Raw genomic sequence first — 19,506 nt, forward strand, 5'->3', positions numbered from 1 at the left:
GCGGTTTTCTGTCGTCAGATCCAGCTCTGAAACAGCATCAGCCGGTTGAACGTCTGCATCGATGTGCCGATGAAGGCCGCCGAAATCGGCAGCATCACCGCGAAGCCGGCGGCAGCCATGCCGACATAGGCCCACAGCAGCCAGCGCGGCAGTCCCTCTCGGCGCAGCGCATAGACCAGCGCAAGCGACGCAACCGTTGCGGCTGGCAGATAATAGTAGATGAAGCCCAGCGTGCGCGGGAGCAAAGCCCAGGCGAGCCAGCAGCCGAAATAGAACGCCGCGATCAGAAACGCATCCCAACGACGCGCGACGACGACGTCGCGCAACACAACGGCAAGTGCGAGCAGCGCCGGCCAGGCGACCAGCGGGTTGCCGAGGAAGACGATCGCCGCCACGTTGTCGTCTGATGTCTTGTCGAACAGGAACCACACCGGCCGCGCCAGCAACGGCCAGGATGGCCACGAGCTCATATAGGTGTGGCCGGCGATCGCAGTGGTGGTGTTGTCGGCGAAGATCCGGCGCTGCGCCTCGATCAGATCCGGCAGCGACAGGCCGTAGAGCGGAACGAAGGCGGCGATATACGTCACTGCCGGCAACACCGCGAAGCAGAGCGCGGCATGATGCGCCCTGAATGTGGGCCAGAGATCGGGCCGGTACCAGTCGGTTGGCCTCGCATCGGCAAACAGAGTATGCCAGCCCTGCATCAGGCGGATCACCGCAACGATTGCGATGCAGACAGCGAGCGGAAACAAGCCGCTCCATTTGCAGGCAGCTGCGAGACCGAACAACGCACCCGCGATCGCGAACAGCGCCTGCGGCCGCTCTCGCCGAAAGCCGTGCATGAAAGCAGCGATGGCGAGCAAGCCGAGGCTAAGTGCAAAGATGTCGAGCATCGCGATGCGCGCCTGCACATAAAGCATCTGGTTGAAGGCCGCGATCAGCGCCGTCGCAATCGCGGGTGCTTGCGAGCCGAACAGCGCGAGCCCGCAGAGATAGATCGCGACGACAGCGAGCGCGCCGAACAAGGTCGCCGGATAGCGCCAGCCCAGTGCGTTGTCGCCGAATGCCGCGATCGATGCCGCGATCAGCTCTTTCGCCAGCGGCGGATGCATCGGATTGAGCATCGGCTGCGGCGCAGTGAAGCCCAGCATCTGCCGTGCTGCCGGCACGTAATGCACCTCGTCGAACACGAACTTGTCCGGCGTCGTCAGCCCGATCAGCAGCGCAAAATGCGCGGCTAGGAAGATCGCGACAGCGATCACTGCGCTTCGCGACGTCATCGGCACCGCATGTGCTTCAAGCGACTGCTGTAGGGCTATTTTGCGTGGCAAATCTGCGTCACCGCGAATAAAAAATCACTCAGCCGATGCATTGAACGCATTCTGCCGCAACTGTCACTAAGCTAACGCTCGTCTCGTGCCGCCTGTGATAATTCTGCCACAACGCGAGCGTGCGCGATCCAGCACGATCAGGGGCATCGATCGGTTACGACATGAATCTGCGTTTTCTGCTTTTCCCAACATTGCTGTCGGCTGCATTGTGCGCTGCGCCTTCTGTGCAGGCCCAGACGCGTGTCGGCGAAGCCGTCCTCGTCCAGAACGAAGTGGTGCGTGTCGCCGCGAGCACGACGCCGATCAATGTCGGCGACAGCATGCTGCGCGACGAGACCGTGCGCACCGGTGCCGACAGTGCGGCGCGTTTCGTCATGGCCGACAGCACCAATCTTTCGCTCGGGCCGAGTGCGACGCTGAAGCTCGATCGCACCATCTTCAACGACGAGCACAGCTATCGCGACGTCGCCATCCGAATGGCGACCGGCGCATTCCGCTTCGTGACCGGACATTCGGAGAAGACCGCCTACAAGATCACGACGCCGCTGGCGACCATCGGCGTTCGCGGCACAATCCTCGACATCCTCTCGCAGCGCAGCCGCTCGGTCGTCGTGCTTCAGGAGGGAGCGGCGAGCGTCTGCACGTTGAGCTTCCAGTGCATCCAGCTCACCCAGCCGGACGACACCGCGATCATCACCTCGACCGGCGGCAAAGTCACGATCACCAAGACCAACTCGCCGCCCTGGACGTTCGCAGCCAACTGCGCCGCCAATGCCGGTCTGTGCGCCGTCAACCAATATGCCGATGCCTCGCCGACCACGCCCGCCGTCCATGACGACGGCATGCTGTGCGGGCGCTGACGATGGCAAAGCCCGGCTTCAAACGCCTCGCACTGGCCTGCACACTCGCTGCAGCCGCCGCGCTCACGCTGTTCGCGCTCGACGCCCGTCCAGCGACAGCCGCGACCTTTTGCGAATCCGAGTGCGGCAATCCGGCGCCGTCCCCTTCACCGACCTATTCGCCGTCACCGACACCAGGCACATCGCCCTCCCCGAGCCCATCGCCGTCGCCGAGCCCGACCCCGCTGCCGAGCCCAACGCCGACCGGCTCCGATTCCAGCGGCAATTCGGTCAATGGCCTCGCGGGCCAGCGCTTCAATCAGATGATCACCAACCGCGTGCTCGGCACGGTGCTGCTTGGCGTCAACGAGCAGATCAATTGCAGCGACTGCATCAGCGCGTTCGGGTCGGCCGGCTCGTTCTCGGCGGGCATCCACGGCCGCAAGGAGCTGACGCCCAACCTGTCGCTGCTTGCCGGTATCGCCTACACGCAATACAGCGAGGGCGGCTATCACATCACCAGCGCGCCGATCGGCGCCTTTGCGCTGCGCTATGACTTCACCGATTGGGGCTCATCGCGTCCGTTCTTCGACGTCGGCACGATCCTGACGCCGTGGGAAAAGGCGCGCTACACCCGCAGCTACATCTCTAGCCTCGGTCCGGTCAGCGTGACGAGCTCAACCGACGCTTCCAATTATGCAGTCTATGGCCGCGCCGGCTGGATCAGTCGCCTGTCACCGCGCGATGAGGTCGCAGCTTCCATCGAACTCTGGCAGCTCTGGCAGCGCGTGTCAGGCTATGCCGACAACACGGCCGCGTTCAATCCGTTCAACGCCACCATTGCAACGGGCACCGACCGCACCAGCCTCGTCAAGATCGGCGGCCAGTGGACCCATCTCTTCGCCGATAATGTCGAGACCAATATCAATGGCGGCTGGGTGCAGTCCTTCGCCAGCCACAGCGGCATCGTCGCCACCGTGACCGGCGACGGCATGGTGGTGCCGACGATGGGCAACCAGGGCTGGTTCGAGTATGGTGGCCGTCTCGGCTTCCGTGTGCAGAAGGGCTGGGTCGTGGACCTCTTCGCCAACGGCACCCTGGGCCCGCAGCCTGTCGGCAACACGATCCACGGCGGCGTCGGGCTGAGGATCAATTATTAGCGCCGGGCGCGGTCTCGTATAGGGTGGGTTTAGCCCTGCGATTGCGCTAAGCGCAATCGCTCGGCGTAACCCACCTCTTTCGTCTCCGCGGTCACAGAAGTGGTGGGTTACGCCTTCGGCCAACCCACCCTACAGGACCTGTGTTAGCCGCACGCCGCCGACTTGCCCTCGAACGCTCGCTGCAGCACCTCCACGTCCGGTTTCACCATCTTCATCATAGCCTGCCATGCGCGGGCGGCGGCCGCCTTATCGGAGCTGGTGAGGAACTCGAACATCACTTTCGGCACGATCTGCCAGGCCACGCCCCAGCGATCCCTAAGCCAGCCGCACTGTTCTTCCTTGCCGCCATGGGCGAGGAACGCATTCCAGACGCTGTCGACCTGGGCCTGGTCGTCGCAATGGATCATCAGCGAGATCGCATGCGTGTATTCCATCTTCATGCCGCCGTTGAGCGCCACCACGGGCTGCCCGGCCACCGTGAACTCGACGACCAGCACCGAGCCTTCCTTGCCGGACGGGCTATCCGAGACGTTGTGCTGAACGTGCGTGATCTCCGAGTTCGGAACGAGCGAGACGTAGAACTTGGCGGCTTCCACGGCATCGCCGTTGAACCACATGCAGGGCACGAGCTTGGACATTGCGAATGCTCCTTTTCAGGTTTCGATCAGGCGTTCGCCATGGCGGGCTTCGGCGGGACGGCTGTCATGTCCAGCCAGTTCACGCCCCACATATGGCCATCCGGATCCTCAAAGCTGCGGCCATACATGAAATCGTATTCGTCAACCGGGCTGGGATCGGCCACGCCGCCCGCAGCCTTGGCCCTGCCAACGATATCGTCGACCTCCTTGCGGCTGTCGGCGGACAGGCAGAACAGCGCCTGGTTCGAGGTTTTGGCGTCGGCAATCGGCTTCGGCGTGAATTGACGGAATTTGTCGTGAGTCGTCAGCATCACGTAGATGGTCTCGGAAAAGACCATGCAGCTTGCCGTGTCATCGCTGAATTGCGGGTTCCTGGTCGCGCCGACCGCCTCGTAAAAGGCGGTCGCGCGCGTGAGATCGGTGACGGGCAGATTGACGAAAATCATCCTGGGCATGGGAGCTCCTTGGGCGGGGTTCTGCCCAAGGACGGACGACTGGGGCCGCCATCCGACAGCGCATGCCGAATTATTTTTGCCGAGACGGCTGCGGGGTTTGGTCGCACCGACCCCGCGAGCCTCGCTGTTACTTCTTCTCGTTCGGATCCCGATGCACGGGGTCGATCCACAGCACGGTCTCGGGCTTCTCGACCGGCTCGATGTCGAGATTGATCGCAACCGCCTCGCCGTCACTGCGCACCAGCACGCATTCCAGCACCTCGTCGGGGCTGGCGTTGATCTCCTGGTGCGGCACGTAGGGCGGCACGAAGATGAAATCGCCGGGACCGGCCTCGGCGGTGAATTGCAGGCTCTCGCCCCAGCGCATCCGCGCCTTGCCCTTCACCACGTAAATGACGCTCTCGAGATGGCCGTGGTGATGCGCGCCGGTCTTGGCGTCGGGCTTGATGCTGACGGTGCCCGCCCACAATTTCTGCGCGCCGACGCGGGCGAAATTGATCGCGGCCGCGCGGTCCATGCCTGGCGTCGAGGGCACATTGGTATCGAGTTGATTCCCGGGAATGACGCGCACGCCGTCATGCTTCCATCGATCATCCTGGTGCTCGTGGTCATGGTGGGAATGGCTGTGGTCATGGCCGGTCATTGACTTTGCTTTCTGCTGGTTCCGTGCGCGAAACTACCCAAAGGCGACCTATCAAGCCATACCAAATCGGAACCCTCATAGCTGCCCAGCGTTGTCATCGCGAGCAATCTGGAAGGAGATAGTTTCATGGGTAGCACCAGCGACAAGATCAAAGGCAACGCCAACGAAGCCATCGGCAAGGCCAAGCAGGGCATCGGCGAAGCCACCGGTTCCGAACGCCTGCAGGGCGAAGGCGCCGTCCAGGAAGTGAAGGGCAAGGGCCAAAAGGCCATGGGCGATGCCAAGGACGCAGCGAAGGAAGCGATCGATCGCGCCGCTGCGGCCGCACGTCGCGCGGCAGAGTAGAGCGTGCTGGCATTGAAAGTGAAAAGACCGGCCGAAGGGCCGGTCTTTTTGTTTGTCTTGTTTGTCGATTCGCGCCGTCATTCCGGGGCGCGAAGCGAACCCGGAATCTCGAGATTCCGGGTCTGGTCCTTCGGACCATCCCGGAATGACGGCTGGCCACAGTCACTTCACGCCGAGCAATTCCACGTCGAACATAAGCGTGGCGTTCGGCGGGATCACGCCGCCGGCGCCGCGCGCGCCATAGCCGAGCTGCGGCGGGATGATCAGGGTGCGCTTGCCGCCGACCTTCATCGTGGCAACGCCCTCGTCCCAGCCGGCGATGACGCGGCCCTTGCCGATGGGAAATTCGAAAGGCTCGTTGCGATCGACGGACGAGTCGAATTTCTTGCCCTTCTGGCCGTTCTCATAGAGCCAGCCGGTATAGTGCATCACGCAAATCTGGCCGGGCTTCGGCGAGGCGCCGGTGCCGACGACGCTATCGGTGATCTGCAATCCTGAAGCTGTGGTCATGGTCTTTCCTGCGATCTGGGCCGAGGCCGTGGTGGAAACAAACGTCGGCACACCGCCGATCGACGTGATCGCGAATGCCGACATGATGGCGAGGAGCACGCGCTGGACACGCTGCATAAGACACCTTCCCTTTGAGGCTGAAGGTGTCTAGCGCAAGGCCGACGCCGTTTCCACCCCCCTTTAGACCTCGATATTTTCCAGCCGCACGGGGAGCTTGCGGATGCGCTGGCCGGTGGCGTGATAGATCGCATTGCAGATGGCGGCGTTGGTGCCGACGTTGGCGAGCTCGCCGAGCCCCTTGGCGCCGGCCGGGTTAATGTGATCATCCTGCTCGGAGAGCAGGATCACCTCGACGCCGGGGACGTCGGCATTCACGGGAATGAGATAGTCGGCAAAATTGTCGTTGACATAGCGTGCGGTGCGCGCGTCGATCTCGCTGACCTCCAGCAGCGCCGAGGACATGCCCCAGATCAGGCCGCCCATCAGCTGACTGCGAGCCGTGCGCGGATTCATGATGCGACCCGCCGCAAACGCTCCAACCAGGCGCGGCGCGCGGATCTCGTGGGTGAAGCGATTGATCCGGACTTCCACGAACTCCGCGCCGAAGGCATAGGCGATCTTGTCCTTCATGGCCGCACCGCCGACGAGCCGCGGGTGGCCGCTGTGCATCGCCTTGAAGGAATCTTGCGGCGCACCTTCCGGCTTCCACTCGCCATATTCCTCGACCACGCCGACGCCGAGTGCGTCGAAAGCCTTCTCCAGATCGATCGGGCGATCGCCCTTGGCCGCCTGGGTCGACGGGGTCTGCCCCATGCCAACGGTTTCCTTGGCCTGGTCCGTGAGGCTCTCGTTCGGCATCAGCGCCTTGAACAGGCGCTGACGAACCTGATCGCACACCATCATCACAGCGGAGCAGGTGCTGGCCGTCGAATTCGATCCGCCAGCAACGGGCCCCGGCGGCAGGTCGCTGTCACCAATGAAGACTGCGACCTTCTCCAGCGGCACGCCGAGCCGCTCGGCGGCTGTCTGCGCAAGGATGGTGTAGGCACCGGTGCCGATCTCGTGGCCGGCGATCTCGACGCGGGTACGGCCGTCGCGCTGCAGGCGAACGCGCGCCGCCGACGGAGCCATCTGCGTCGGATAGCAGGTGGCCGCGCAGCCATAGCCGATGAGCCAGTCGCCGTCGGACATCGATTTCGGCGCCGCCGAGCGCTGTGCCCATCCGAAGGCTTTGGCAGCTTCGTCGAAACACGCCATCAGCGAGCGCGACGTGTAAGGCTTGCCGCCGATCGGCTCATTGGTGGTATCGTTGATGCGGCGGAGCTCGATCGGATCCATGTTGAGCTTCACAGCCAGCTCGTCCATCGCACTCTCCAGCGCAAACAAATACGGCACCTCAGGCGGCGAGCGCATGAAGCCCGGCGTGTTGCGGTCGGCGCGCACGATCGACACCAGACTGTCGACATTTGGGCAGGCATAGAGCCGCGTCGTGGTCTTGGTGCCGCCGACGCAATAGGGATCGGCGCGCGAAGAGACCTCGGCGCCTTCATGCCTCAGCGCGACCAGCTTGCCGTCGCGGCTCGCGCCGAGCTTGACCTCGTGGCGGGTTTCGGCGCGATAGGTCGCAATCGTAAAGCCCTGGTCGCGGGTCGGAACCAGCTTGATCGGCCGGTTCAGCCGCCTCGCGATGCCGGCAATGATCGCGGTTCTCGGCGTCATCGAACCACGCGAGCCAAAGCCGCCGCCGACATAGGGATTGACCACCTTCACCTTGTCGGCGTCGATGCCGAGCTGTTCGGCAACGCCGTTCTTCAGGCCGTGGACATATTGGCTGGGCTCATAGATGACGAGAGTGTCGCCCATCCAGGCGCAGCTCGTCGAAAAAAGCTCCATGGGATTATGATGCTGCGTCGGCGTCTCGTAGGAGACATCGACCTTCACCTCGGCCTCGTCAAACGCCTTGGCAAAGTCGCCGACCTTGGGGTCTTCCTTGAATTGCGCGTTCTGGCCTTTTGCGGCGGCTTCCGTCGTTCCCGGCGAGTCGAAGCTCGCACTCGGGGTTGCGGCTGTATAGCTCACCTTGACGCGGTTGGCGGCTTCGCGCGCGGCCTCGTAGCTCTCGGCGATGACCACCGCGATGATCTGGCCGTCATGGGCAATGTCGGTCGATTTCAGCGGCTGGATCGTGGTGCCAGCATAACCGCCATTGCTGAACAGCTTTGACTCGTTCAGGTTGGGCGCGTTCTCGTGCGTGACAATGTCGATCACGCCTCGCACGCGTTTAGCATCGTCGAGATCGAAGCTGTTGATGCGGCCTTTGGCGATCGCACTGGTGACCAGGAACGCATAGGCGGGATTGTCCAGCGGCATGTCGGACCCGTAGGTTGCACGCCCTGTGACCTTCGCAGCCGCATCGTAACGCGGCACGGGCTTGCCCATATTCGCCTTCGGCTCGGGAGCGGCAGCGGTCATGGTCATATCTCCATCATTACGGCCTGCTGGAGCGCACGCGCCACCACGCGCTTGCCGAGCGCAATCTTGAAGCTGTTGTGCTGGCGCCCCTTGGCCTCAGCGAATGCAGCATCGGCGGCGCGCTGCGCCAGACCGTCGTCGAATTTTTGTCCCTTCAGCTGCGCCTCCGCTTCGCGAGCGCGCCAGGGCACGGTCGCGACGCCGCCAAGCGCCACGCGCGCGTCCCGGATCGTCCCATCCTGCACGTCCAGCGCAACCGCAGCCGAGGACAACGCAAACTCATAGGATTGCCGGTCGCGCGCCTTCAGGTAAACCGAGCGGGGCCAGCGGCCGGAAATAAGAAAGGCCGAGATCAACTCGCCTGGCTGCAGCGTCGTCTCGATCTCGGGCGTGTTGCCGGGAGCCTTGTGGAGCTCCGCAAATGGCATGCTGCGGGTGCCGGACTTGCCGGTAACCTCGACCGTGGCATCCAGCGCGATCAGCGCCTGGGCGAAATCGCCGGGGTAGGTCGCGATGCACTGATCGGAGATCCCGAGCACCGCGTGCATGCGGTTGATGCCGTCCATCGCGGCACAGCCGGAGCCGGGATTGCGCTTGTTGCAATTTTCATAGGAGACATCGCGAAAATAGCTGCAACGCGTCCGCTGCATTACGTTGCCGCCGAGTGTCGCCATGTTGCGGAGCTGGGCGCTGGCGGCGAGCTTCAGGGAATTGGCGATCACGGGATAATTGCGCTGGATTTCGTCATGCGCAGCGACGTCGGACATCTTTGCGAGCGCGCCGAGCCGCAGGTTCTCGCGACCGGGCGAGATCTCCGACCACCCTTGCGCGAGCGGATTAATGTCGACGATCGCGGCGGGCCGCATCACGTCGAGCTTCATCAGGTCGATCAGCGTCGTGCCGCCGGCGAGCGGCTGGGCCGAGGCCTGCGTCAACGGTTTGTTGGCGGCCGCAGCGGCACTGAGCGCCTGCACGGCCATGTCGGGGTCTGTCGCCCTCTGGTAAGAAAATGGTCGCATTCGCCTAGCCTTTCATGATCTCGGGCGCGGCCTGCTTCACGGCGGCGACGATGTTGGGATAGGCGGCGCAGCGACAGATGTTGCCGCTCATATATTCGCGGATGTCGGCATCGGTGCCGGCATGTCCCTCCTCCACGCAGGCAATCGCCGACATGATCTGGCCTGGCGTGCAATAGCCGCATTGGAACGCATCGTTGTCGATGAAGGCCTGCTGCATCGGGTGCAGGCGGTCGTCGGTGGCGAGGCCTTCGATGGTCGTGATCTCCTGCCCTTCAGCGGCCAGTGCGAGCGTCAGGCACGACACCACGCGGCGAGCGCCGATCAGCACCGTGCAGGCACCGCACTGGCCGTGATCGCAACCCTTCTTGCTGCCGGTGAGCTTGAGATGCTCGCGCAGTGCGTCAAGCACCGTGGTGCGCGCATCGAGACTCAGACGCTTTTCCTGACCATTCACCCGCAGCGTGACGTCGACGGGAAGCGCCGGATCCTGCGCCACTGCCGCTCGTGCCTCGTGCACGGTCGCGCGCGCGGTCAGCGGAACAAGCGCGCTGCCGGCAGCACCTGCCATGAAGGAACGCCTATCGTATCCGGATGATTGGGAACTTGGATGATCGGACATGGAGGGCCTCCGCCGCTTCGACAACAAGGCAGCGCACGCCTGCACCGCTCATCGCCCACCAACTTTGCGCCATGAGCTCCGTTCCGAACGGAAAAGGGCGGCGCTGTCGATGCCGCGCCGCCCTCCGTCAACTTTTCCTGATCTTGTCGAGGAACCTCGCGCGACGATCAATAGCCGAGCGCGCAACCGTCCTTGCGCGGATCGGAACCGCCGGTCAGCGTGCCCTTGTCCCAATCGATCCAGATCGCCTGGGCGCCGCCGAGCGGGCCGACCACGCTGGTGGTCTTGTGGCCAAGCTTCTTCAAGCCTTCGACGACCGCCGCCGGCACGCTGTCCTCGAGCTGGTACTGGCCCTCGTAGTGCAGGCCTCGCGGCATGTCGATTGCCTCCTGCACGTCGCAGCCATAGTCGAGGACGTTGGTCAGCAGATGGGTCTGCCCGGTCGGCTGGTACTGGCCGCCCATCACCGCGAACGACATCGTGGAACGGCCGCCCTTGGTGAGCAGGCCCGGCATGATCGTGTGCAGCGGGCGCTCGCCGCCTTCGATACAGTTCGGATGACCCGGCTGGATGCGGAAGCCGCCGGCGCGATTCTGGAACAGCACACCGGTCTTGTTGGAGACAATGGCCGAGCCGAAGGAATGCGCGACCGAGTTGATGAACGAGCAGACGTTGCGATCCTTGTCCACCACCGTGATGTAGATGGTCGAGGGATTCATCGGCGGCGCGACATTGGGCAGGTCGAGCATGCCATCCATGCGGATCTTGCTGATGTACTCGTCGGCAAAGCCCTTCTCGAGCATCTCGGCAACGTTGATCTTCATATGGTCGGGAGAGGCGACATGCATCTCCCGGTTCATGTAGGCGATGCGCGCAGCTTCCGCCTCGAGATGGAAGCGCTCGACGCTGACGGGTGCGTATTTGGTGAGGTCGAAGCGCGACAGGATGTTGAGCATCAGAAGTGCGGTCACGCCCGGACCGTTGGGCGGGCACTGCCAGACGTCGTAACCCTTGTACATGGTGCCGATCGGCGTCGTGACTTCGGTGGTGTGCGCGGCGAAATCGTCGAGCGTATGCAGGCCGCCGATGCCGCGCAGGGTCTCGACCATGTCCTCCGCGATCTCGCCCTTGTAGAAGGCGTCGCGGCCGTCCTTGGCGATCGCGCGCAGCGTCTTGCCGAGCTCGGCCTGGCGGATGACATCGCCGGCGACCGGCGGCTTGCCGCCCGGCAGCAGGTAACGCACGGTGTTGGTACCGTTCTTCAGCTTCTCGAACTGGTTCTTCCAGTCGAAGGCGATGCGGGGGGCGACGACATAGCCTTCCTCCGCAGCCTTGATCGCAGGCTGGAGCAGACGGTCGAAACCGAACTTGCCGTGGTCGCGCAGCACGGTCGCAAACGCATCGATCACGCCGGGGATCGAGACCGCATGGGCCGAGGTCAGCGGCACGGAATTGATCTTGCGCTCGAGATACCAGTCGGCGTTGGCGGCCTTTGGCGCCCGGCCGGAGCCATTATAGGCGATGATCTTGCCCTCGCCGCGCGGCTGGATCAGCGCAAAACAATCGCCGCCAATGCCGGTCGATTGCGGCTCGATCACGCCGAGCAGCGCTGAACCCGCCACCGCCGCGTCCACCGCCGTGCCGCCCTCGCGCAGCACCTCGATCGCAGCAAGAGAAGCCTGCGGATGCGAGGTCGCCACCATCGCATTGGTGGCGTGGACCGTGGACCTGCCGGGGAAATGGAAATTTCTCATCGAAGTTTTGCTCTCTCAGAACCGTGGGGCGCGCGCCGCGCCGTCTCGGAAAAACCGGGCCTTCATGACACATTCCAGGCGGTCCGGGCAATGCTGGCATACCAGGGAAATGGCTGCTATTCGCTGAGAATAGAGCTGCTCCTTGCGGTTTTCTGGGCGCCGGCCGCCTGCTAAACGGGCGCATGATTTACAAGGTCTGCGCCTTCTACCAATTCGCTGCCCTGCCCGATTTCCGCGAGCTGCGCGAGCCGCTGCGGGCGTTCTGTGCCGGCCTGTCCCTCAAGGGCAGCGTGCTGCTGGCTCAGGAGGGCATCAACGGTACTATCGCCGGGTCGGCCGACGCGATTGACGCCTTCGCCCATGAGCTCGCACATGGAGCTATGTTTGGCGGCCGGCTGAACAATCTCGAACTGAAATGTTCGACAGCCGAGGCGATGCCGTTTGGCCGGCTCAAGGTGCGGCTGAAGAAGGAGATCGTCACGCTTGGCGATGCCGCCGCCGATCCGACCCGGCAGGTCGGCATCTATGTCGACGCGCGCGAATGGAACGCGCTGATCACCTCGCCCGACACGCTGGTGCTCGACACCCGCAACGCTTTCGAGGTGGCGATGGGGACGTTCGAGGGTGCGGTCGACCCCGACATCAAGAGTTTTGGCCAGTTCAAGGACTTTGCCGCGCAAAAGCTCGATCCGGCCAAGCATCGCAAGATCGCAATGTTCTGCACCGGCGGCATCCGCTGCGAGAAGGCAAGTTCGCATCTGCTGGCGCGTGGCTTTGCCGAGGTCTACCACCTCAAGGGCGGCATCTTAAAATATCTGGAAGTGGTGCCGGAGGCGCAGAGCCGCTGGCGCGGCGAATGTTTTGTGTTCGACGAACGTGTCGCGCTTGGCCATGGTCTGCAAGAAATTGGTCTCCGCGAACGGGATAAGGGGCACGCCGGTGACGAATGACATCAAGACGCTTGCCGAACGCATCGACGCGCTGGAGATGCGCCTTGCCTATCAGGACGACACCATCGAGACGCTGAACCAGACCATCACCGCGCAGTGGAAGCAGATCGATGCGTTGACCCGGAAGGTCGCAGAGCTCGGCGAGCGGCTGCAGGACGCCGAGACCAACGCGGCGGGCCCCTCCAACGAGCGCCCGCCGCATTATTGAGTGCGATTACTGACCTGACGCTCTGGGCAGCAGGTTCATGACCTCGCCGGACATCATCAGCCGGTCGCGGCCGGCATCCTTGGCGGCGTAGAGTGCGCGGTCGGCGGCCTCCACCAGCGAGCTCGTGCCCGCGGTCCGCTCCACCGCCGGCCGGCAAGCCGCGCCGCCGACCGAGACGGTGACGCAAGGCCCTGCCGGATTGGAGGCATGAACCAGGCCGGCATCGCGGATGGCGTTGCGGATCCGCTCACCGAGCCGGGCGCAACCGGCGGCATCGGTGTTCGGCAGCAGCATGGCGAATTCCTCGCCGCCATAACGGGCCGCGAGATCGCCGCCCCTCTGCACCTCGGCCGCAATGGTCTTTGCCACCACGCGCAGACAGGCATCACCCGCGGGATGGCCGTATTCGTCGTTGTAGGCCTTGAAGTGATCGACGTCGATCATCAAGAGGCCAAGGCTGGAACGGTCGCGATACGCGCGCGCCCATTCCTCCTTCAGCCGCTCGTCGAAGCGGCGGCGGTTCGCAAGCCCGGTGAGGCTGTCCTCGATCGCCAGCGTCTCGAGCCTTGTCTCCAGATTCTTCTGCTCGGTGATATCGCGCGAGATCGCGACCACGCCGTCGACAGTGCCGTTCTCCTTGCGCGTCACGCGCATGGTCGATTCCAGCCAGACCTCGGACTTCTGCCGGTGCACGTTGCGGTAGGTGACGCGCGCTTCCTCCATGTCGCCACGCTTCATGGCATCGATGATGGTCTGGACGTGCGGGCGGTCCTCCGGATGAATGCCGGCGAGCGCTTCCGTGCCGATCAGCTGATTGGGCCGCCAGCCAACGACGCGGTTGGACGACGGCGAAACATAGCGTAGCCGCTCGTCGAGCCCGATGCGGGTGACCATGTCGCTGGAGCCTTCGGCGAGCAGGCGGAAATACGCCTCCTTCTCGATCAGGGCCGCCGCCATGCGCTGGCCGCGCTGCAACTGCCGCACCAGCACCGCGCCGATGATCGCGATCAGCATCACCAGCGCGAGCACATGCAGCATGCGCGAGATCGCCGCGGCGCGCCACGGCGCCAGGAGCTCGTCCTTGTCGACGGTCGCGAGCACAACGAGCGGGTAGCTGCTGCTGCGCTTGAAGAAACTGACTCGTTGGACGCCATCCAGCGGCGACTTGAAATGATAGGCGCCGCTCGGCCGCTGTAGGCTCGGGTCGCGAAACAGCGGCCCGTCGCCGACGCTGCGTCCGACGAACCGCTCGTTGTTCGGATTGCGCGCGATGATCAGGCCGTCGCCATGCACGAGCGCGATCGAGCTGTTGCGCCCGATGTCGAACTGCTCGTAGAAGTGCGAGAGATAGCCCGCGCTGATCGTTGCAAGCACGACGCCACCGAAGCTGCCATCCGGCTTGTTGAACCGGCGTGACAGCGTGACGACCGATTGCCCGTCGAGCAGGCTCTTTACGGGGTGACCGACAAAGGCCTCGCGCTTCGGCGAGAGCTGATGGTGACGGAAGAACATATCGTCGCTGAACGTCGATGCGATGGCACCGGGCGAGGTCAGCCAGTTACCCCGGTCGTCGATGATGGCGAGGCTGTGGATGCGCGCGACCGCCTTCTTGCGGGCGTCAAGGACGTTGCCGAGTTTGGCGATCGTGGACGGGTCAGTGCCGTCCATCTCGAGACGGCTGACGACACCGACAACGCCCGAATCCAGCAAATCGAGGCTGTCCTCGGCATGCTGCGTCAAGGAGCGGGCGACGTTCGCCATCTCGGTCTCGGCACCCCTGAGCACCTGATCGCGCGCGGCCCATTCGCGCCAGCCGCTGACGCCGAGGATCGCGACGCAAGTGAGCACGACGAAAGCCGCCGCGCGCGACGGCAGGCGGCTCCATCCGGCTCTCAGTGAGACGACGTTCATGCGACAGAATTCTCCAATGGGGGGAAATTCTGCCGCTTCTCTTAGTGAACCCTGAAGCGCTGAAAGGGATTCACAGTCATCTACGGGCTTTTCCGTACTCCTACGGACCGGGACTTCGGCAGATCACTAACAAGGTCTTAGCAAACCTGTCGGAAATTCGCGATCCCTAGCTGAAGATCGCCTTGACCTTGTCCCACAGCGAAGGACTGTCGGCGTCCGCATCCGCCTTCGAGGGCGTCGGCTGCGTGACGCTGACCGGATCGGAGGCGGGAAAGCTATCCTTCAACCCGGTGTCGAGCTTGGCGTGGCGATCCGCCGCAAGGGCTTCGCGCAGGTCCTCGGCATGCTTGTCATGCGGCGCGGGATTGAACGTCTGGGCCATGGAATTCCTCCTCCATTGGCGGGGTCAACGCGGCGCATTTGCGCTGGTTCCCCTGTTCCGCTTCCGCCCGCGGCGGTGTATCAGGAACCTCAACTCTGCATCAGGACCATCAGTGCCCCAGTCTGCGACAAAGCCCTTCATCGACGTGCTCTCCGGCCAGCGGCAAGCCGTGCCGCCTTTGTGGATGATGCGGCAGGCGGGCCGCTATCTGCCTGAGTATCGCGAGGTGCGCGCCAAGGCCGGCGGCTTCCTCGATCTCTGCTTCAATCCGGAGCTTGCCGCCGAAGTCACGCTGCAACCGATCCGAAGGTTTGGCTTCGATGCGGCGATCATCTTCTCGGACATCCTGGTGATCCCCCATGCGCTCGGCCGCGCGGTGCGGTTCGAGGTCGGCGAAGGTCCGCGGCTCGAGCCGCTGGATGATCCGGCCAAGGTCGGAACGCTGGCCGCGCAGGCCGACTTCGGCAAGCTCGCGCCGGTGTTCGAGGCGCTCAGGATCGTGCGCGGGGCGCTCGATCCAAGAGTGGCGCTGATCGGCTTCTGCGGCGCACCGTGGACGGTCGCGACCTACATGGTGGCGGGCCAAGGCACGCCCGACCAGGCGCCGGCGCGGATGATGGCCTACCGGCATCCCGAGGCGTTTGCTGAGATCATCGACGTGCTCATCGAGAGCTCGATCCACTATCTGCTGGCGCAACTCGATGCGGGTGCCAACGCCTTGCAGATCTTCGACACCTGGGCTGGCGTATTGCCACCGGCCGAATTCGCGCGCTGGTCAACCGAGCCGACGCGGCGCATCGTCGACGGCGTGCGCGCCAAGGTGCCTGACGCGAAGATCATCGGCTTCCCCCGCGGGGCGGGCGCGCAGCTGCCCGGTTATGTCGAAGCGACGAGCGTCAACGCCGTCAGCATGGACTGGACCGCCGAGCCCGCCTTCATCCGCGAGCGGGTGCAGAGCCGCGTCGCCGTGCAGGGCAATCTCGATCCGCTGGTGCTGATCACTGGCGGCGCGGCACTCGACCGCGCGGTCGACAACGTGCTGGCAAATTTTGCGCAAGGCCGCTTCATCTTCAATCTCGGCCACGGCATCCAGCCGGAAACGCCGATCGCCCATGTCGAGCAGATGATCAGGCGCGTGCGGGGGTGACAACAAAACCTGCGAAAACAACCCCATGCACAGTACAAATCATTGAAGAATTTCGCGCCGGCCAAATTTTCTATTTTTCCGAATGTCGTTTGACGCGTCGGGCAAAACAGATGTATGATGGCATCATCCCGCCGATCGTCATTTCGCATGAAGTCAGCGACCGGCCGACCTCAGACCTTCGGGGATCTCTCGGGCACGCTCATCTCCAAGGCACCCTTTGGGGTCAGGACCGGCCGGCTTGCCCGGATTGTGCCGCTTTCTGATAATCGCGCGGCGAAGCCCCGTATGCAGCTTTGAAGCAGCGCCCAAAATGGGTCATGTCCGAAAAGCCCCATCCGTGTGCAATCTCGGCGATAGTCCGATGAGGCTGGTTCGGATCTTCAAGGGCAAAACGGCAACGCGAGAGCCGGCGGGACAGAATGAGGCGGTTGAGCGAGGTATTCTGTTCGGCGAGCAACGCATTGGCATATCGGAAAGTTATTCCGACAATATCGGCGACCTTCTGTCCGTCGAGTTCGGGCTCGCTGAGCCTCGTTTCCACAACTGAGCGAATGTGAGCCAGCAACAACGCCTTGGGATTCGAGACGCGACCGGGAGCGTTCCCAAGCGTTCTCCCAATCGACAGTCCGATCAGGTCAAGGACATGATTGGCGACGATTTCTTCGGTTATCGAAGTCGTCCTCCCGGCGAGGTCTGGCAGTTTTGCCGCAAGCGACAGCGCCAAATTATCGTCCAACCGCTCGGCGGTCACGCGACGCGCGGTCAGTTCGCGATTTGCCCCGATCCGCGCGCGGAGCTCGCGCCGCGGAGCCTTGATGACAAGCATTTTCGCGCCGGCCGAAAATCTCGCCTCATACGGCAACAGCGGCTCCAGCAGCATCAAAGTGCCGGCATCCAGGTTAACCTCGCGCCCGTTCTGAACGACGAGGACGCTCCCGGACAATTGGTAGCAGAGGAACGCCATGTCCGGGTTGGTGCGGTCGACATGGGCAAAGGTGTGAGAGACCTGCAGCGGGGAGTTGCTGAATTCGACAAGGTCCAGGTTGCCGAACCTTCCTGCCTTCATTTCCGCCTGAAACGTCAGCCGGTTCTCGGGCAAGGAGTCGTGGCCTATGATCTTCTTGCACGCGATGCTGTGCCAATAATCAAATCTGTCGCGGGGATGAACCGAGTCAGTCGAGAAGATCGTTTCCACCGGTTTGCCGTTCCTTCACTGCAGGTCAGTCGACATTGTTCGGTTTCGGCCACCAGAAGACGACGCGCCGACTAAAACAATTGCAACCGTTCGCTGTGGCTCCGCTTCTAACACCGATGATGAGAGGAATGCAGAAAATGTGGTTCGCTCAAGAACCGTAGGACTACGGCCATCGATCAACCGGGAGCTTGCCATGCATCACCGCTCCCAAGTCGCAACAAAACACCGAGCGTCTGCCTATCTGAATTTCTTGATCATGAGATATTTGTCATAGCTGATAGCACCTATGCGAATAACGCAGGGATCGATTCCATAAATCTTGAATCCGTGTCGCTTGAAAATATCAATCGCGTCGGTTGCGCTGATCAGCACGGCCAGATGCACCTGATCGACACGGGGCTCAGCCAAGGAAAGGAGCTCTTTAATCAACCTATCCCCCACACCCTTACCGCGATCGGGTTCGCGTACGTACACCGAGAAAATGTGCCCCCTGTGCTGCGATCTTTTCTCCGGCGAGACACAGAAACCTGCGATCCCGACCAAGGCCTTACGTTCAAACGCACCCAGCATGCTGCCGCTCAACCAATGACGATAGGCTGCCACAGCGGCCTCGCCGCCTTCCTCCTCTTCGGCTGAGCCAAACGTCTCGGGGTGCTTCTGCAAAGCCTCCACACGGACTGCGAGAAACAAATCGAGGTCATCAATCGACAATGGTCGAATGTCTACGCTCGCCTGGCCAAAGGCAGTCATGATGGACACGTTTCCACGTTTAGGCCCGGGTTGAATGTGGGGCTGCCCGACTTTATCTTCCAATCGAATCCCGCGCACTGCGACAAAAAGAATCCCGGCCACGAAACCGATCTCCGGAAGCCGCCATTTCAACGCCGCAGGGCAGAGTTTGATCCATAGCAGGCTCGGGCTCGCGTACGACGTTATCCCACGTTTGCATATTGCGCTCTTGATGTGCTGTCAGAAGTACCGGCAATCCAGCTATGAAGACCTCGATCGCCCTGTCGTAGGACTCGTTGTAGGAATCAGGATCGAAGAACGAGTCCATGACTTCGTGCATGACGAATCCGCGAACAAGGCTCCGAAGTATTCGGAGAGCTTCATCTGCCGCCTTCTCGCTCAATCCGCATTCGGACAGGATTCCGGTCATGAACACCCGCAAGCTGTCCACCGCGGCTCGCCACTCGGCGGTATCTGTAATCGGCGTGCGAAATGTTGCGGCGGACATTGCGGGACGTTCAAGCGCGTACAGCCTCATGCTGTGCGCCGCGGCCCTCAGCGCCTCGAAAGACTTCTTGTTCTGGCACGCAAGCTGCAATCGGCTGAGCAAATCGCGATAACCCTTCACCGCCAGGAAGCGACGCATTTCTTCAACGCAGAACCGCCTCTCGCCCGAACAGCGTTCGAGTTCGGAGAGAATGTCGCTCACAAGTTTCTGCTCCCATGGAGCCGAGAAGATATTCTCGAGGTAGATGCTCTTGCTCTGCAGGTGGATGCTCTTGTCCATCACCGGTCATACTCCAGGGAATAGCAGGGACGCTGCCGCTCATATTCGACCCAAACGTCCTCGCCACGGCACCGGACGCGCTTGCAAAACCGCAAAACGACGGTTGGAGACCAGGCAAACTGCAGGACAAATCGAAAAGGCGGCGGACAATCCAATCGCAGTTGTGCACCCCCTTCCCAAACTGCCGTGACTTCGCACTCGGCGATCTCGCTTCCGTCGGGATTGACAAGCCGAGCACATCGCGGCGGGTCGAAATGGACCTTCTTGGTTTCGTGCTCCCGCTGAGCCGGAAAGCCGATGGTGACGGACCTTGAACGGTTGGTTTTTGCACTTGAACGTTTGTCTTCGAGCCCAGCACCCGAACCGGTGCGCTGCGGCTGAGCTGTTTGGCCGTGCATTCGAGACCCCTTCA

Annotated in this window: 20 protein-coding genes; 6 read left to right on the forward strand and 14 right to left on the reverse strand. The window is 62.8% G+C overall.

Going from position 1 to position 19,506, the window contains the following annotated elements; all coding sequences use genetic code 11:
* Nucleotides 1–14 precede the first annotated feature (14 nt).
* Entirely contained in the window at nucleotides 15–1,280 is a 1,266-nt protein-coding gene (locus ACNJX9_RS30540; protein ID WP_439405656.1) for a phospholipid carrier-dependent glycosyltransferase, read from the reverse strand.
* Nucleotides 1,281–1,492: 212 nt separating this feature from the next.
* Here ACNJX9_RS30540 and ACNJX9_RS30545 point away from each other — a divergent pair, with 212 nt between their 5' ends.
* Both ACNJX9_RS30545 and ACNJX9_RS30550 read left to right on the forward strand, forming a co-directional pair.
* Nucleotides 1,493–2,191, forward strand: a complete 699-nt coding sequence (locus ACNJX9_RS30545; RefSeq protein ID WP_439405658.1) for a FecR family protein — start codon at nucleotides 1,493–1,495, stop codon at nucleotides 2,189–2,191.
* Nucleotides 2,192–2,193: 2 nt separating this feature from the next.
* Nucleotides 2,194–3,330, forward strand: a complete 1,137-nt coding sequence (locus ACNJX9_RS30550; RefSeq protein WP_439405659.1) for a hypothetical protein — start codon at nucleotides 2,194–2,196, stop codon at nucleotides 3,328–3,330.
* 143 nt (nucleotides 3,331–3,473) lie between these two features.
* Here ACNJX9_RS30550 and ACNJX9_RS30555 read toward each other — a convergent pair whose 3' ends face one another.
* The 3 genes from ACNJX9_RS30555 to ACNJX9_RS30565 all read right to left on the reverse strand — a co-directional run bounded on the left by ACNJX9_RS30555 (nucleotide 3,474) and on the right by ACNJX9_RS30565 (nucleotide 5,066).
* A complete protein-coding gene (locus ACNJX9_RS30555) occupies nucleotides 3,474–3,968 on the reverse strand; it encodes a VOC family protein (RefSeq protein WP_439405660.1) in 495 nt (164 codons plus the stop codon).
* Between the two features lie 26 nt (nucleotides 3,969–3,994).
* A complete protein-coding gene (locus tag ACNJX9_RS30560) occupies nucleotides 3,995–4,423 on the reverse strand; it encodes a VOC family protein (RefSeq protein ID WP_057756948.1) in 429 nt (142 codons plus the stop codon).
* A 127-nt stretch (nucleotides 4,424–4,550) separates the two neighbouring features.
* A complete protein-coding gene (locus ACNJX9_RS30565) occupies nucleotides 4,551–5,066 on the reverse strand; it encodes a cupin domain-containing protein (protein ID WP_057756946.1) in 516 nt (171 codons plus the stop codon).
* 126 nt (nucleotides 5,067–5,192) lie between these two features.
* Here ACNJX9_RS30565 and ACNJX9_RS30570 point away from each other — a divergent pair, with 126 nt between their 5' ends.
* Nucleotides 5,193–5,411 carry a CsbD family protein gene (locus tag ACNJX9_RS30570; RefSeq protein WP_439405662.1) on the forward strand — a complete coding sequence of 73 codons (219 nt, stop codon included), beginning with the start codon at nucleotides 5,193–5,195 and terminating at the stop codon, nucleotides 5,409–5,411.
* Nucleotides 5,412–5,573: 162 nt separating this feature from the next.
* On the opposite strand, the gene ACNJX9_RS30575 is transcribed toward ACNJX9_RS30570, so the two are convergent.
* The 5 genes from ACNJX9_RS30575 to ggt all read right to left on the reverse strand — a co-directional run bounded on the left by ACNJX9_RS30575 (nucleotide 5,574) and on the right by ggt (nucleotide 11,785).
* Entirely contained in the window at nucleotides 5,574–6,038 is a 465-nt protein-coding gene (locus ACNJX9_RS30575) for an FKBP-type peptidyl-prolyl cis-trans isomerase (RefSeq protein ID WP_439405664.1), read from the reverse strand.
* Nucleotides 6,039–6,101: 63 nt separating this feature from the next.
* Entirely contained in the window at nucleotides 6,102–8,393 is a 2,292-nt protein-coding gene (locus tag ACNJX9_RS30580; RefSeq protein WP_439405665.1) for a xanthine dehydrogenase family protein molybdopterin-binding subunit, read from the reverse strand.
* A 2-nt stretch (nucleotides 8,394–8,395) separates the two neighbouring features.
* On the reverse strand, nucleotides 8,396–9,412 hold the full coding sequence (locus ACNJX9_RS30585; protein ID WP_439405666.1) for an FAD binding domain-containing protein: 1,017 nt from the start codon (nucleotides 9,410–9,412) through the stop codon (nucleotides 8,396–8,398).
* A gap of 4 nt (nucleotides 9,413–9,416) precedes the next feature.
* The gene (locus tag ACNJX9_RS30590) at nucleotides 9,417–9,980 is read right to left on the reverse strand and encodes a (2Fe-2S)-binding protein (RefSeq protein WP_439405667.1); all 564 of its coding nucleotides are present in this window, start codon (nucleotides 9,978–9,980) and stop codon (nucleotides 9,417–9,419) included.
* Between the two features lie 218 nt (nucleotides 9,981–10,198).
* Nucleotides 10,199–11,785, reverse strand: coding sequence for a gamma-glutamyltransferase (gene ggt, locus ACNJX9_RS30595; RefSeq protein ID WP_439405668.1), 1,587 nt, complete (start codon nucleotides 11,783–11,785; stop codon nucleotides 10,199–10,201).
* A gap of 182 nt (nucleotides 11,786–11,967) precedes the next feature.
* On the opposite strand from ggt, the gene trhO reads away from it, so the two are divergent.
* Nucleotides 11,968–12,735 carry an oxygen-dependent tRNA uridine(34) hydroxylase TrhO gene (gene trhO, locus ACNJX9_RS30600; protein ID WP_083514738.1) on the forward strand — a complete coding sequence of 256 codons (768 nt, stop codon included), beginning with the start codon at nucleotides 11,968–11,970 and terminating at the stop codon, nucleotides 12,733–12,735.
* Complete coding sequence (locus ACNJX9_RS30605) at nucleotides 12,725–12,943, forward strand: SlyX family protein (protein WP_439405669.1); 219 nt, start codon at nucleotides 12,725–12,727, stop codon at nucleotides 12,941–12,943. Before trhO ends, ACNJX9_RS30605 begins: the two co-directional genes overlap by 11 nt.
* A gap of 6 nt (nucleotides 12,944–12,949) precedes the next feature.
* Here ACNJX9_RS30605 and ACNJX9_RS30610 read toward each other — a convergent pair whose 3' ends face one another.
* Nucleotides 12,950–14,854, reverse strand: a complete 1,905-nt coding sequence (locus tag ACNJX9_RS30610; protein WP_439405670.1) for a diguanylate cyclase — start codon at nucleotides 14,852–14,854, stop codon at nucleotides 12,950–12,952.
* 166 nt (nucleotides 14,855–15,020) lie between these two features.
* Nucleotides 15,021–15,236 (reverse strand): hypothetical protein, encoded by a 216-nt coding sequence (locus ACNJX9_RS30615; protein WP_439405671.1) that lies wholly within the window; start codon nucleotides 15,234–15,236, stop codon nucleotides 15,021–15,023.
* Between the two features lie 112 nt (nucleotides 15,237–15,348).
* Here ACNJX9_RS30615 and hemE point away from each other — a divergent pair, with 112 nt between their 5' ends.
* On the forward strand, nucleotides 15,349–16,383 hold the full coding sequence (gene hemE / locus ACNJX9_RS30620; protein WP_439405672.1) for a uroporphyrinogen decarboxylase: 1,035 nt from the start codon (nucleotides 15,349–15,351) through the stop codon (nucleotides 16,381–16,383).
* A gap of 223 nt (nucleotides 16,384–16,606) precedes the next feature.
* Here the strand turns inward: hemE and ACNJX9_RS30625 are convergent, their stop codons facing one another.
* The 3 genes from ACNJX9_RS30625 to ACNJX9_RS30635 all read right to left on the reverse strand — a co-directional run bounded on the left by ACNJX9_RS30625 (nucleotide 16,607) and on the right by ACNJX9_RS30635 (nucleotide 19,094).
* A complete protein-coding gene (locus ACNJX9_RS30625) occupies nucleotides 16,607–17,578 on the reverse strand; it encodes a helix-turn-helix domain-containing protein (RefSeq protein WP_439405673.1) in 972 nt (323 codons plus the stop codon).
* Between the two features lie 237 nt (nucleotides 17,579–17,815).
* The gene (locus ACNJX9_RS30630; RefSeq protein WP_439405674.1) at nucleotides 17,816–18,430 is read right to left on the reverse strand and encodes a GNAT family N-acetyltransferase; all 615 of its coding nucleotides are present in this window, start codon (nucleotides 18,428–18,430) and stop codon (nucleotides 17,816–17,818) included.
* Nucleotides 18,381–19,094, reverse strand: coding sequence for a TetR-like C-terminal domain-containing protein (locus tag ACNJX9_RS30635; protein ID WP_439405676.1), 714 nt, complete (start codon nucleotides 19,092–19,094; stop codon nucleotides 18,381–18,383). The genes ACNJX9_RS30630 and ACNJX9_RS30635 overlap by 50 nt, the downstream gene beginning before the upstream one ends.
* Nucleotides 19,095–19,506 lie beyond the last annotated feature (412 nt).

Origin of the sequence: Bradyrhizobium sp. BLXBL-03 (genome assembly GCF_051853015.1) — a bacterium.
GTDB classification, from domain to species: domain Bacteria; phylum Pseudomonadota; class Alphaproteobacteria; order Rhizobiales; family Xanthobacteraceae; genus Bradyrhizobium; species Bradyrhizobium manausense.